15 protein-coding genes are annotated in these 12713 nt (G+C 74.7%); 8 read left to right on the top strand and 7 right to left on the bottom strand.

Translation table 11 applies throughout. The features are described from left to right. The first annotated feature begins 33 nt into the window (after positions 1–33). The 6 genes from GV155_RS09930 to GV155_RS09905 are packed head-to-tail and all read left to right on the top strand — an operon-like array spanning position 34 to position 5119. Positions 34–1404, top strand: coding sequence for an aldehyde dehydrogenase family protein (locus tag GV155_RS09930; RefSeq protein ID WP_160007559.1), 1371 nt, complete (start codon positions 34–36; stop codon positions 1402–1404). A 25-nt stretch (positions 1405–1429) separates the two neighbouring features. Beyond that, entirely contained in the window at positions 1430–2209 is a 780-nt protein-coding gene (locus GV155_RS09925) for a 3-oxoacyl-ACP reductase (protein WP_160007557.1), read from the top strand. A 14-nt stretch (positions 2210–2223) separates the two neighbouring features. Next, positions 2224–2937 (top strand): gamma-glutamyl-gamma-aminobutyrate hydrolase family protein, encoded by a 714-nt coding sequence (locus GV155_RS09920; protein WP_160007555.1) that lies wholly within the window; start codon positions 2224–2226, stop codon positions 2935–2937. Further along, entirely contained in the window at positions 2934–3755 is an 822-nt protein-coding gene (locus GV155_RS09915; RefSeq protein WP_160007553.1) for a glycerophosphodiester phosphodiesterase, read from the top strand. The genes GV155_RS09920 and GV155_RS09915 overlap by 4 nt, the downstream gene beginning before the upstream one ends. Continuing rightward, positions 3752–4747, top strand: a complete 996-nt coding sequence (locus GV155_RS09910) for an alpha/beta hydrolase (RefSeq protein WP_160007551.1) — start codon at positions 3752–3754, stop codon at positions 4745–4747. The genes GV155_RS09915 and GV155_RS09910 overlap by 4 nt, the downstream gene beginning before the upstream one ends. A 9-nt stretch (positions 4748–4756) precedes the next feature. Then, positions 4757–5119 (top strand): DUF4267 domain-containing protein, encoded by a 363-nt coding sequence (locus GV155_RS09905; protein WP_160007549.1) that lies wholly within the window; start codon positions 4757–4759, stop codon positions 5117–5119. Positions 5120–5421: 302 nt separating this feature from the next. On the opposite strand, the gene GV155_RS09900 is transcribed toward GV155_RS09905, so the two are convergent. The 4 genes from GV155_RS09900 to GV155_RS09885 form a co-directional block, all read right to left on the bottom strand. Beyond that, a complete protein-coding gene (locus GV155_RS09900; protein WP_160007547.1) occupies positions 5422–6183 on the bottom strand; it encodes a sulfite exporter TauE/SafE family protein in 762 nt (253 codons plus the stop codon). 6 nt (positions 6184–6189) lie between these two features. After that, positions 6190–7320: an SPFH domain-containing protein gene (locus tag GV155_RS09895; RefSeq protein ID WP_160007545.1), complete on the bottom strand. Its 1131-nt coding sequence runs from the start codon at positions 7318–7320 to the stop codon at positions 6190–6192. Positions 7321–7401: 81 nt separating this feature from the next. Further along, positions 7402–7863 carry an NfeD family protein gene (locus GV155_RS09890; protein ID WP_160007543.1) on the bottom strand — a complete coding sequence of 154 codons (462 nt, stop codon included), beginning with the start codon at positions 7861–7863 and terminating at the stop codon, positions 7402–7404. 46 nt (positions 7864–7909) lie between these two features. Further along, a complete protein-coding gene (locus GV155_RS09885) occupies positions 7910–8704 on the bottom strand; it encodes an ABC transporter ATP-binding protein (RefSeq protein ID WP_160007541.1) in 795 nt (264 codons plus the stop codon). 68 nt (positions 8705–8772) lie between these two features. On the opposite strand from GV155_RS09885, the gene GV155_RS09880 reads away from it, so the two are divergent. Further along, positions 8773–9519, top strand: a complete 747-nt coding sequence (locus GV155_RS09880) for a hypothetical protein (RefSeq protein ID WP_236554238.1) — start codon at positions 8773–8775, stop codon at positions 9517–9519. On the opposite strand, the gene GV155_RS09875 is transcribed toward GV155_RS09880, so the two are convergent. Continuing rightward, positions 9493–9873 carry a nuclear transport factor 2 family protein gene (locus tag GV155_RS09875; RefSeq protein ID WP_160007539.1) on the bottom strand — a complete coding sequence of 127 codons (381 nt, stop codon included), beginning with the start codon at positions 9871–9873 and terminating at the stop codon, positions 9493–9495. The two genes, GV155_RS09880 and GV155_RS09875, sit on opposite strands and share 27 nt — an antisense overlap. 57 nt (positions 9874–9930) lie before the next feature. Here GV155_RS09875 and serB point away from each other — a divergent pair, with 57 nt between their 5' ends. Further along, positions 9931–11142: a phosphoserine phosphatase SerB gene (gene serB / locus GV155_RS09870; protein ID WP_160007537.1), complete on the top strand. Its 1212-nt coding sequence runs from the start codon at positions 9931–9933 to the stop codon at positions 11140–11142. 135 nt (positions 11143–11277) lie between these two features. Here serB and GV155_RS09865 read toward each other — a convergent pair whose 3' ends face one another. Further along, positions 11278–12102, bottom strand: coding sequence for an MBL fold metallo-hydrolase (locus GV155_RS09865; protein WP_160007535.1), 825 nt, complete (start codon positions 12100–12102; stop codon positions 11278–11280). Next, positions 12095–12634 (bottom strand): SixA phosphatase family protein, encoded by a 540-nt coding sequence (locus GV155_RS09860; RefSeq protein WP_160007533.1) that lies wholly within the window; start codon positions 12632–12634, stop codon positions 12095–12097. The genes GV155_RS09865 and GV155_RS09860 overlap by 8 nt, the downstream gene beginning before the upstream one ends. Between the last annotated feature and the right edge of the window lie 79 nt (positions 12635–12713).

Raw genomic sequence — 12713 nt, 5'->3', positions numbered from 1 at the left:
CCCCCGCCCCCGCACGACTGCGAGAAGAGCCCCATGAGCACCACCTGGACCGTCGTCGACCCCACCTCCGGGCAGGACCTCACGGAGGTCGCGATGGCCTCGGTCGCCGACACCGACGCCGCGATCGAGCGCGCCCACGACGCCTTCGCCGCCTGGCGCGCGGTGGCCCCCGGCGAGCGGGCCCGGCTGCTGCGCCGGTTCGGCGACGTCGTCGACGCCCACGTCGAGGAGCTGGCCGAGCTCGAGGTCCGCAACGCCGGGCACACCCTCGGCAACGCGCGGTGGGAGGCCGGCAACGTGCGCGACTGCCTGCACTACTACGCCGGGGCGCCGGAGCGGCTGCACGGACGCCAGATCCCGGTGGCCGGCGGGGTCGACCTGACCTTCCACGAGCCGCTCGGCGTCGTCGGCATCATCGTGCCCTGGAACTTCCCGATGCCGGTGCTGGCCTGGGGCATGGCGCCCGCGCTCGCCGCCGGGAACTGCGTCATCGCCAAGCCGGCCGAGCTGACCCCGCTCACCGCGATCCGGATCGGCGAGCTCGCGCTCGAGGCCGGCCTGCCCGAGGGCGTGCTGACGATCCTGCCCGGCGAGGGCCCGGTCGTCGGCGAGCGGTTCGTCACCCACCCGCTGGTGCGCAAGGTGTCCTTCACCGGGTCGACCCGGGTCGGCAAGCAGGTGATGGCCGGCTGCGCCGACCAGGTCAAGCGGGTCACCCTCGAGCTGGGCGGCAAGAGCGCCAACATCGTCTTCGCCGACACCGACGTGCCGGCCGCGGCGGCCGGAGCGCCGTACGCCGTCTTCGACAACGCCGGGCAGGACTGCTGCGCCCGGTCGCGGATCCTCGTCGAGCGCAGCGCCTACGACGAGTTCGTCTCCCACCTCGAGCCGGCCGTGCGCGGACTGCGGGTCCTCGACCCCGCCGACGAGGCCAGCGAGATGGGTCCGCTGGTCTCGGCGGTCCAGCGCGACCGCGTGCTGGGCTACCTCGACGGCGCGGAGGTGGCCTTCGCCGGCTCGGTGCCCACCACCGGCACCACGGCCGGCGGCTTCTGGGTGCCGCCGACCGTGGTCACCGTCGAGGACCCCGCGGCCCGGCTGTGGCGCGAGGAGGTCTTCGGCCCCGTCGTGGCGGTGATGGCCTTCGACGACGAGGAGGAGGCCGTCGCGCTGGCCAACGACTCCGAGTACGGCCTCTCCGGGTCGATCTTCACCCGCGACGTCGGCCGCGCCCTCCGGGTGGCCCGCGGCGTCGAGTCGGGCAACCTGTCGGTCAACTCGCACGCGGCGGTCCGCTACTGGACCCCGTTCGGCGGCTACAAGCAGTCCGGCCTCGGTCGCGAGCTCGGGCCCGACGCCCCGGCCTCGTTCACCGAGGAGAAGAACGTCTTCATCGCCCACTGATCCCCCCACCAGCAGGAGAACAACCATGGCAGGACGCATCCAGGACCGGGTCGCGGTCGTCACCGGCGGCTGCTCGGGCATCGGTCTGGCGACCGTGCAGCGCTTCGTCGAGGAGGGCGCCAAGGTCGTCATCGGCGACCTCGACGACGAGCGTGGCCACCAGCTGGTCGGCCAGCTCGGCGGCACCGACCTGCTCACCTACGTCCACACCGACGTCACCGACAAGGACCAGGTGGACGCGCTGTTCCGGACCGCCAAGGAGACCTACGGCTCGGTCGACATCGCGTTCAACAACGCCGGGATCTCCCCGCCCGAGGACGACTCGATCCTGGACACCGACCTGGAGGCCTGGAAGCGGGTCCAGGACGTCAACCTGACCAGCGTCTACCTGTGCTGCAAGGCGGCGCTGCCCTACATGCTCGAGCAGGGACGCGGCTCCATCATCAACACCGCCTCGTTCGTGGCCGTGATGGGTGCGGCCACCTCGCAGATCTCCTACTCCGCCTCCAAGGGCGGCGTGCTGACGATGACCCGCGAGCTCGGCGTCCAGTTCGCCCGCGAGGGCGTCCGCGTCAACGCGCTCTGCCCCGGCCCGGTCAACACGCCGCTGCTCCAGGAGCTGTTCGCCACCGACGCCGAGCGGGCCGCCCGCCGGCTCGTGCACGTGCCGATGGGGCGCTTCGGCGAGCCGTCCGAGATGGCCTCGGCGGTGCTGTTCCTGGCCTCCGACGACAGCTCCTTCATGACCGCGACCACCTTCCTCGTCGACGGCGGCATCTCCGCCGCCTACGTCACCCCGCTCTGAGCGGGCGCACGGGCGTGGGGGCACCGGTCGTCGGGCTGACGACCTACCGCGAGCAGGCCGCGTGGGGGGTCTGGACCGAGCGGGCCGACCTGCTGCACACGGCGTACGCCGACGCGGTGGTCGCCGTCGGCGGGCTCCCGCTCCTGCTTCCTCCCGTCGACACCGACGACGTCCCGGGCGCCGCGGACGTCCTGGTCGCGCGACTCGACGCGCTGGTCGTCACCGGTGGCGCCGACGTCGACCCCGCGCGGTACGCCGCCACGCCCCACGACCGCACGGCCGGGTGGCGCCCGGACCGCGACGCGTGGGAGCTGGCGCTGCTGGCCGCCGCCGACGCGGTCGGCCTGCCCGTGCTCGGCGTCTGTCGCGGGATGCAGGTGATGGCGGTGGCCGCCGGCGGGCGGCTCGAGCAGCACGTCCCGGACCGGGTCGGCCACCAGCAGCACTCCCCCGGCGGTGACGCGTTCGGCGACGTCGAGGTCGCCACCCGGCCCGGGTCCCGGGTCGCCGGGCTGCTCGGGGAGCGCCTGGTCGTGCGCTGCCACCACCACCAGGCCGTCGCCGAGCACCCCGGCTGGGAGGTGGTCGCCGAGGCCGCCGACGGCACGCCGGAGGCGATGGAGCGACCGGGCGACCGGTTCTGCGTCGCGGTGCAGTGGCACCCCGAGACCGCCGCCGACGTCGGCCTGCTGGCCGGCCTGGTCCGCGCCGCCGCGGCCGGCGGATGAGCCCCCTGCGTCGTGCCCGGCCGAGCGTCCAGCTCAGCGCCCACCGGTGCGGGGCCGGCCAGGACCGGACCCTGGAGAACACCCGCGTCGCCCTGGACGGGGCGCTGCGGCTGCCGGTGGAGTACGTCGAGTTCGACGTCCAGCGCTGCGGCGACGGCACCCTGGTCTGCTTCCACGACGACTGGGTGTGGGTCGGCGACCGCCGCCGGGACCTGGCCGACCTGCGCTTCGCCGAGTTCGCCGCCCGGGCGCCGCACTTCCTGCGCTACGACGACGTCCTGCAGGCGCTGGTGGGCCGGGCCCGCGCCCACATCGACCTGAAGTTCAGCGACCCCGAGGCCGTGGTCGCCGCGGTCGCCCAGGCCGTCGCGCTGCTCGGTGCCGACCAGATGATCGTGACCACCCTCGACGACCGCACCGTCCGGGTGGTGCGCGACTGGGCCGACGAGCAGGGCCACGACCTCCTGGTCGGGCTGTCGCTCGGTCGGCGGGTCCGCGGGCTGCCGCTGAACCGCCAGGTCCGCATCCGCGCCTCCGAGCTGCTGCCGCGCGTACGGATCCTGAACTCGCGCGCCAACCTCGTCGTGGCCAACCACACCCTGGCCCGCCTGGGCATCGCCGCCTTCGCCCGCCGCCGGGACCTCCCGCTGCTGGTGTGGACCGTCGACACCGAGGACTCGCTGCGCTACTGGCTGCGCCCGGGCCGGGCCTGGTTGGTGACGAGCAACGAGCCGGCCCTGGCGCTGCGCGTGCGCGCCGGCCTCGAGCGGTCCCGCCGCGCCGAACGACGCCGCGGCCTGGAAGGATCGGCGTCATGACCGAGCCCGACCTCGTGACCGACGTCCTCGGCGCGCCCTGGACCGCGGAGACCATCCCGCTGGCCCCCGACGAGGAGGGCGAGGTGGTCGCCACGCTGGTCCACCACCCCGCCGCCACGCCGTCGGGCCGCGCGGTGCTCTACGTGCACGGGTTCACCGACTACTTCTTCCAGACCGACCTCGCCGCGTGGTGGGTCGAGCGCGGCTATGACTTCTACGCCGTGGACCTGCGCAAGTACGGCCGGTCCATCCGCCCCCACCAGACCCCGAACTACGTCTCGGACCTCCAGACCTACGACGAGGAGCTGGACGCCGTCTGGGAGCGGATCACCGAGCGCGACGGCCACGACCGGGTGGTGCTGACCGCGCACTCGACCGGCGGGCTGATCGTCCCGTCGTGGGCCGACCGCCGGCGCCCGGCCGCGCTGACCGGGATGGTGCTGAACTCCCCCTGGCTCGACCTCCAGGGCAGCGCGCTGCTGCGCCTGGTCGGCCGCCCGGTCATCACCCAGCTCGGCCGGCTCAGCCCGCGCCGCGCGATCAGCCGCGAGGTCACCGGCCTCTACGGCCGCAGCCTGCACCGTGACCACGGCGGCGAGTGGGACTACGACCTGACCTGGAAGCCCGACACCGGCATCGTGGTGTACGCCGGCTGGCTGGGCGCGGTCCTGCGTGCGCACGCCCGGCTGCACCGCGGCCTCGACGTCCAGGCCCCGGTGCTGGTGCTGTCCTCGGACGCCTCGAGCAACCCCCGCGGGTCGGGGGACGAACGGCTGCACACCACCGACGTCGTGCTCGACGTGCACCAGATCCGCCGCTGGTCGACCGCGCTGGGCAGCCACGTCACCTACGCCGCCGTCCCGGGCGCCCGGCACGACGTCGTGCTCTCGCGCGCCGAGCCGCGCGCGCGGGCGTACGCCGAGATGGACCGCTGGGCCGGCGCCTACCTGGAGGACCGGACCACGGCGACAGGGTCGGCTACCGACCAGTAGGGTCCGGCCATGGACCTCGTCACCCCGCTCTCGCTCGGCCGCATCGCGATCGGCGCGCTCAGCCTCACCCGCCCCAGCGTCGCCGCCGGCCTGCTCGGCGCCAGCCCCGGCGACAACCCGCAGCTGCCGTTCATGACGCGCCTGTTCGGGGTGCGCGAGATCGCCCTCGGCGCCGTCACGCTGCTGGCCTCCGGCACCGCCCGCCGCGACCTCGTCGCCGCCGGCGTCCTGGTCGACCTCGGTGACGCCGTCGCCTCGGTCGTGTCCTACCGCACCGGCGAGGTCAGCCCGCTCGGGGCGGCCCCGCTCCTGGCCGTCGCGCTCGGCGCCGCGGCCGCCGGCGCGATCGAGGTCAACGCCTCCCCGAGGTGACGCTCGCGGCCAGCCGAGATGACGGTTGCGGCGGGTCGAGATGACGCTTGCGGACACGCCGGTGGTCCGGACCGCCGAGAGTCGTGTGCCCCAGCACGGTCCCTGGACCGGTGACAGGCACACGACCCGTACGACCGCCGCCCCCGTTTGAGTCGTGTGCCCCAGCACGGTCCCCGGACCGATGACAGGCACACGACCCGTACGACCGCCGCCCCCGCCCGAGTCGTGTGCCCCAGCACGGTCCCTGGACCGGCGACAGGCACACGACCCGTACGGCCGCCGCCCGTCGCGCCGCCGACCGCTCAGCGCAGCAGCGCCACCAGCGCGACCACACCCACCACGACGATGACCCCGCGCAGGACCGGCGCGGGCAGCCGCCGTCCGACGGTGGAGCCGATGAGGCCGCCCACGACCGACCCGACGCCGATCAGCGCGACCACGAGCCAGTCGAGGTCGGCGACGAAGATGAAGAGCACCCCCGCGACGGAGTTGACCCCGGCCGCCAGCACGTTCTTGACCGCGTTCAGCCGCTGGAGCGGCTCGGGCACGCCGATCCCGAGCACACCCATCAGCAGCACGCCCTGGGCGGCGCCGAAGTAGCCGCCGTAGACCCCGGTCAGCCCGACCAGCGGCCAGACCCACCCCGCGTCGCGCACCTCGGCGCTCTCCCGCGCCTCACGACGCGTCGCGACCCGCCGCGACAGCGCCGGCTGCACGATGACCAGCAGCACACCGAGCCCGATCAGCACCGGCACGATGGTCTCGAACGCCGAGGACGGCAGGGTCAGCAGGAGCACGGCGCCGACGGCCCCGCCGATCAGCGAGGCCACCAGCAACCGCAGCACCCGGGTCGACTGCCCGCGCAGCTCGCGCCGGTACCCCCAGGCCCCGGTCAGCGACCCCGGCACGAGCCCCAGGTTGTTCGAGACGTTGGCGGTCACCGGCGGGACACCGAGGGCGAGCAGGGTCGGGAACGTGATCAGGGTGCCCGAGCCCACGATCGTGTTGATGGTGCCGGCCCCGACGCCCGCGAGGGCGATCAGGACGGCCTCCCACACCGTCACCCGGGGTCAGATCTGCGCCGGGGGCGGCTCGACCCCCGCGTCGCCGTCGGGCGCGTTGCCGCTGACGTCCTGCGCCCTGCGGGCACGACCCGGGTTCGCGGCCTCCTCGGCCTCACGGATCGCGGCCTGCACGGCGTCGTTGGCGGCCTTCTTGCTGGCGTCGACCGAGGGCATCTCGGGCGAGGTGGAGCCCATGTCGACGCGGGTCCGCGGGCCGGGCAGGTCCTTGGGGATCCCCGACATCTCCGACATCGTCGAGCCGAGCCCCTCGAGCGCACGCCCGATCTCGCTCGGGACGATCCAGACCTTATTGGCGTCGCCCTCGGCGATCTTCGGCATCATCTGGAGGTACTGGTAGGCCAGCAGCGACTGGTCCGGCTGCCCGTCGTGGATCGCCTGGAACACGGTCTGGATCGCCTGCCCCTCACCCTGCGCCTTCAGGATCTGGGACTCGCGGTCGGCCTGGGCCCGCAGGATCGCCGACTCCCGGTCGCCCTCGGCGGTCAGGATCGCGGACTGCTTCATGCCCTCCGCCGACAGGATGGCGGACTGGCGCTGGCCCTCGGCCGTGAGGATCGCGGCGCGCTTGTCGCGGTCCGCGCGCATCTGCTTCTCCATCGAGTCCTTGATCGACGGCGGCGGGTCGATGCCCTTGAGCTCGACCCGGTTGACCCGGATGCCCCACTTGCCGGTCGCCTCGTCGAGCACGCCGCGCAGCCGGGTGTTGATCTCGTCGCGGCTGGTCAGCGTCTCCTCGAGGTCCATCCCACCGACGATGTTGCGCAGCGAGGTCATCGTGAGCTGCTCGACGGCCTGGATGTAGTTGGCGATCTCGTAGGTCGCCGCGACCGGGTCGGTGACCTGGAAGTAGATGACGGTGTCGATCGAGACCACCAGGTTGTCCTCGGTGATCACCGGCTGCGGCGGGAAGGACACGACCTGCTCGCGCAGGTCGATGCGGTAGCGGACGTTGTCGATGAACGGGACGATGAGCTTCAGTCCGGCGTCCAGCGTCTGCTGGTACTTGCCGAACCGCTCGACGATGCCGGCGCGGGCCTGCGGCACGATCTGCACCGTCTTGGCCAGCAGGACGACGACGAACGCCAGCAGGATCGCCAGTGCGATGAGCACGGCCATGCGGTTCTCCTCAGGTTGTCCCGCCGTGGCGGGTGGTCGAACAGCCTCGCGGGGTCCGGGCCAGGCAGGTGGTCAGGCGGGTCAGGTCTCGAGCGTCGGGACCGGGTGGACGTACGCGGTCGCGCCGCGGATCTCGAACACCTCGACGGTCTCACCGGCGGCGATGGTCAGGTGCTCGTCGTACGGCGCGGCCGACCACTCCTCGCCGCCCAGCCGCACCCGACCGGGCGCCAGCGCGGTGGCGGCCACCGTGACGATGCCCCGGCTGCCGAGGAGCTTGCTGTGGCCCAGGGTGAGCTCGGGCCCGCTCTTGAGGCGGCGCAGCACCGGCGGGCGGACCAGCGCCAGCATGCCGACGGCGGTGATCGCGGCGAGCACGACCTGCAGGACCACCGGGCCGTCGGCGAGCGCCACCACCAGCCCGCCCCCGGCGCCGACGGCGAGCATGATCAGGACGAAGTCGAGGCTGAGCATCTCGGCGGCGCCCAGCGCGACGGTGAGGCCGAGCCACACCGTCCAGGCGTTCTGCGAGAGCCAGTCCATGACTCGACCCTATCCGGGTTGCGAAGTCCCGTCCGGGACCTTGTGCTCAGCGGTGCCGTGGCTCGCGACGGGCCGCCCAGCGGTCGTTCTCGTGACGCAGCTCCAGCGGCATCCCGAAGGTGGCCGACAGGTGCTCCCGGGTCAGCACGTCCTCCAGGGGGCCTGCGGCGACGACGGCGCCCTGGCGCAGCAGCAGCGCATGGGTGAACCCCGGGGGGATCTCCTCCACGTGGTGGGAGACCAGCACGGTCGCCGGGGCGTCGGGGTCGTGGGCGAGCACGGCCAGGGTCGAGACGAGGTCCTCGCGCCCGCCGAGGTCGAGCCCGGCGGCCGGCTCGTCGAGCAGCAGCAGCTCCGGGTCGGTCATCAGGGCGCGGGCGACCTGGACGCGCTTGCGCTCGCCCTCGCTCAGCGTCCCGAAGACCCGGTCGACCAGGTGGGCGGCACCGACCTCGACCAGCAGGTCGTGGGCACGCTCGTGGTCGAGCTCGTCGTAGGACTCGCGCCAGCGGCCGACCACGCCGTACGACGCAGACACGACGACGTCGCGGACCACCTCGTGACGCGGGATCCGCTCGGCCAGCGCAGCGCTGGTCAGCCCGATCCGGGGCCGCAGCTCGAAGACGTCGACGGTGCCGAGCACCTCGCCGAGCAGCCCGACCACCCCGTCGCTGGGGTGGATCTGGGCCGAGGCCAGCTGCAGGAGCGTGGTCTTGCCGGCGCCGTTGGGGCCGAGCACCACCCACCGCTCGCCCTCGCGGACCTCCCAGGTCACCTTGTCGAGCAGGACGGCCTCGCCCCGTCGTACGGTCACGTCGGCGAGCTCGAGGACGGCGGACATGCGGCAACCCTATCGAGCCCCGGAGGTCCGCCGGCACCGCCCGCGCGGCGGGCGTAGCCTTGGGCGCCGTGACCGACCCCTCCGTGCTCGCCGCCCCCGTCTCCCTGCGCCTGGCCTGGTGGGGCACGGCCTGGCTGCGCGGGACCGTCGTGCCGGACCTGCTGCTCGACGCGGTGATCGGCGAGGAGGCCACCCACGCCGTGGCCGGCCTCGACGAGGACGGACCGACCGAGACCCTGCTGGGCGGCCTGGCGCGGCTGCGGGCCGCCGGTGCCACCAGCCTCGGCGTGGCGCTGCCGCGCGAGGGCGACCCCCTCGGGCTGGGCGGGCCGGCACGCTTCAACGCCGCGGCGATCGAGGCCGGTGAGGCCGTGGTCGTCGCCGGCGCGGGGATCGGGCTCGTGCCCGGTGCCACCGGCGCCGCGACCACCTGGGTGGTCCACCCGGCCGGGCGGCGCCAGCTGCCCGACGTCGGGGAGGCGGACCGTGCGCTGCGCGCCGCGCTGATCGGGACCGCGACGGCCCTGGCGGCGCTCGACGTGGCGCGCTGGCGGCCCGAGGTGGCCGACCGGCTGATGAACCTGCGCCACGGCCCCAGCCTCACCGGGCCGGACGGCGTCCCGGCGCGCTGCGTGGAGCTGGCCGCCCGTGGCGTCCAGGCCGTCGAGATCGTCGAGGTGGCGCTGGAGGACCACGGCGGGGCGGTGTCGGCCGCCGAGATCGTCGCGCGCGAGGAGGCCCTGCGACCACTCGAGCGGGCCGGGCGGCGGGCGCTGGTCGCGGCGGGCTCACCCGAGGTCTGGCCGCCGGCCTGACTCCGGCGGGGCACCGACCTCGGCCCAGACCTCCACCAGGTCCACGAGGAGCCCGGCCTCCGAGGAGGCCAGCACCACCACCGCGTGCGTCTCGGTGCCGTCCGAGACCCGGGCCCGCAGCACCGCCCGTGACCCGCCGTCGACGACCTCCCGGGCCTCGAACCGCCACCGACCCGGGTAGTCGCGGTTGAGCGCGACGTACGCCGTCGCGTCCATCTGCTCCCCGGTGTGCTCGTAGCGGACCACCGCGTGGTCGGCCAGCAACGCCCGCAGCGCGGGCCAGTCCTCGGCGTCGACCGACTCGGCCAGCAGGGTCAGCAGCCGGGCGGTCGAGCGCTCCGTCGTCCTGGTCATCGCACCAGCCTGGACCACACCACCGACACCGCAGGGGCGCGACTAGCCTGGCCTGCGATGACGGCCACCTCCGCGACCCTGCTCATCACCCTGACCGGCACCGACCGGCCGGGCGTGACCTCCACCCTGCTCGGCACCCTGGCCCACGCCGGGGTCGAGGTGATCGACGTGGAGCAGATCGTGCTGCGCCAGCGGCTCGTCCTCGGGGTCCTGGTCTCGGTGCCGCCCGACACGACCCGCCTCGTCGCGGAGGTCGAGTCCACCGCCGCCGAGCTCGGGATGCACGTCGAGCTGAGCCGCGGCACCGGTGACAACCGCTCCCGACCGGAGGGCCGCAGCCACGTCACCGTGATCGGCGACCCGTTGACCGCCGTCGCTCTCTCGGCCATCACCGGGCGCGTCGCCGCGACCGGGGCGAACATCGACCGGATCGAGCGGATGGCCCGCTACCCCGTGACCGCCATCGACCTGCACGTCTCCGGCGCGGACCCCGTCGAGCTGCGCGGCGCGCTGGCCGCGGAGGCCGCCGCGCAGGGCGTCGACGTCGCGGTCCAGCCCACGAACCTGCTGCGGCACGGCATGCGGCTGATCGTGATGGACGTCGACTCGACCCTGATCCAGGGCGAGGTGATCGAGATGATCGCCGCGCACGCCGGCTGCGAGGACGAGGTCCGTGAGGTCACCGAGCGGGCGATGGCCGGGGAGCTCGACTTCGAGGAGTCCCTGCGCCAGCGCGTGGCGCTGCTGGAGGGCGTGCCGGAGAGTGCGCTCGACGAGGTCTACGACGGGATCGTGCTGGCTCCCGGCGCCCGCACGATGGTGCGGACCCTGAAGCGGCTGGGCTACCGGTTCGCGATCGTCTCCGGCGGCTTCACCCAGGTCACCGACCGGCTGGCCGCCGACCTCGGCGTGCACTTCGCGCGCGCCAACGAGCTCGAGGTGGTCGACGGGCGGTTGACCGGCCGGATCCTCGGCGACGTGGTCGACCGGGCGGGCAAGGCCCGCGCGCTGGAGGAGTTCGCCGAGGCGGTCGGCATCGACGTCGCCTCGACGATCGCGATCGGCGACGGCGCCAACGACCTCGACATGCTGGCCGCCGCCGGCCTCGGCATCGCCTACAACGCCAAGCCCCGGGTGCGTGAGGCGGCGGACGCCTCGGTGAACGTGCCCTACCTCGACACCATCCTCTACCTGCTCGGCATCTCCCGGGAGGAGATCGAGGCCGCCGACGCGGCCGCGGGCGTGGTCACGCCCGCTCCCCCGGTCTGACCCGCCGCGGGCGCCGGTCCGGGCTCGCGTGCGCGGTCGTCCCGCGTAGCGAACGTCGGCGCGGTCGACGACGCACGACGTCGCCCCTGGTCAGCGGCCTGCACCGTGCGCGGCCCGACCCCCAGGACCCGGTCCCTACGCACGACCAACCGACCCGCTGAGGACGACCCGCTCCCCGGGCTCCGGCGTCAGCACCCGCACGCCCGGCGTCCGGCGCCCCAGCGCCGCGGCGAACCGCGGACCCGGCTCCACGAAGAGCGCGCGGTGCCGGGCCGGCATCACCGCCCGCAGCCCGACCGGCCAGAAGGTGCCGTGGTGCACGCCCAGGGCGGCCCCGGCCCCCACGGTGCCGACGGCCGTCGCGGCCTGCTCGGGGTCGAGGTGCGCCGCGCCCAGGGTGGGCCCCCAGCCACCGATCGGGACGAGGGCGAGGTCGACCGGGGCCACCGCGGTCAGGTCGACCCCGGGACCGGTGTCGCCGGGGTACCAGGCGCTCGCCGCGCCGGCGGAGAGCCGGAAGCCGATCGCCGGGGGCGCCGGGCGGGCCCGCGTACGACGACCGCGCAGCGGGTCCCGCGTGCCGGGGTGGTCGGCGGCGTGCACCTCGATCCGGACGCCCGCCACCTCCACCAGCTCCCCGGGCGCGACCTCGACGAGCTCGCGCCCGCCGAGGAGGCGCCGGGTCCACCTGCCCGCACCCCCGAGCACCCCGCGCGGCGCCACGACCGGCACCGCCGGGTCGAGCCGCCGCAGCGAGCGGTGGTGCAGGTGGTCGTGGTGCAGGTGCGAGACCAGCACGACGTCGGCGTCGAGCGCCCGGGAGGTCGGCAGCGGGCCGGAGCGCCGCAGGTGCAGCAGCGAGCGGGTCAGCACGGGGTCGACGAGCACGCGGGCACCGCCGAGCTCGACCGTGGTCGTCGCGTGCCCCCACCAGGTGACGGCGAGGGTGCCGTCACCCACGCGCGACGTGGAAGGCCTCGAGCCGGGCCCGGCCCGGGGCCAGGTCCGCCCAGGGCACGTCGACGGCGAAGACCGCCGCCGCGCAGGTCGGGTAGCCCCGGGCCACCATCTCCGAGCCCGCTCCGGGGTCGCCCTCGCCGTCGTCGAGCAGGTGCGCGAGGTAGGCCATGGTCGGGTTGTGCCCGACCACGAGCAGGGTCGAGACCTCGTCGGCCGTCTCCCGGACGAGGTCCAGGGCGGCCTCCGGCCCGGCGGAGTAGAGGCCCTCGTCGTGCCGCGCGGCCTCGGCCCCGCCCTCCCAGCCGGCGCCACCGGCCAACGCGTCGTACGTCTGCCGCGTGCGCAGCGCCGCGGAGACCAGGGCCGACCCCGTGGGCGGCCCGACGTGGATGCCCAGACCGGCGAGCCAGGTGCCCGCGGCGGCGGCGTCGGTGCGACCACGCGCCGACAGCGGTCGCTCCGCGTCGGTGGCGGCGGAGGGCTCGGCCTGCGCGTGGCGCAGGACGACGAGACGGCGGGCACGTGCGTTCACCCCACCAGCCTCCCAGCCGCCCGCCCGTGACCCAAACGACCGGGCCCGGCCGCCCCGACGCCATGCCCTAGCGTTGCGC

The sequence above is a fragment of the Nocardioides sp. AX2bis genome, assembly GCF_902506435.1.
Taxonomy (GTDB): domain Bacteria; phylum Actinomycetota; class Actinomycetes; order Propionibacteriales; family Nocardioidaceae; genus Nocardioides.
The sequence above is the reverse complement of the archived record's forward strand: the minus strand, read 5'-3'. Positions and strand labels throughout refer to the sequence as shown.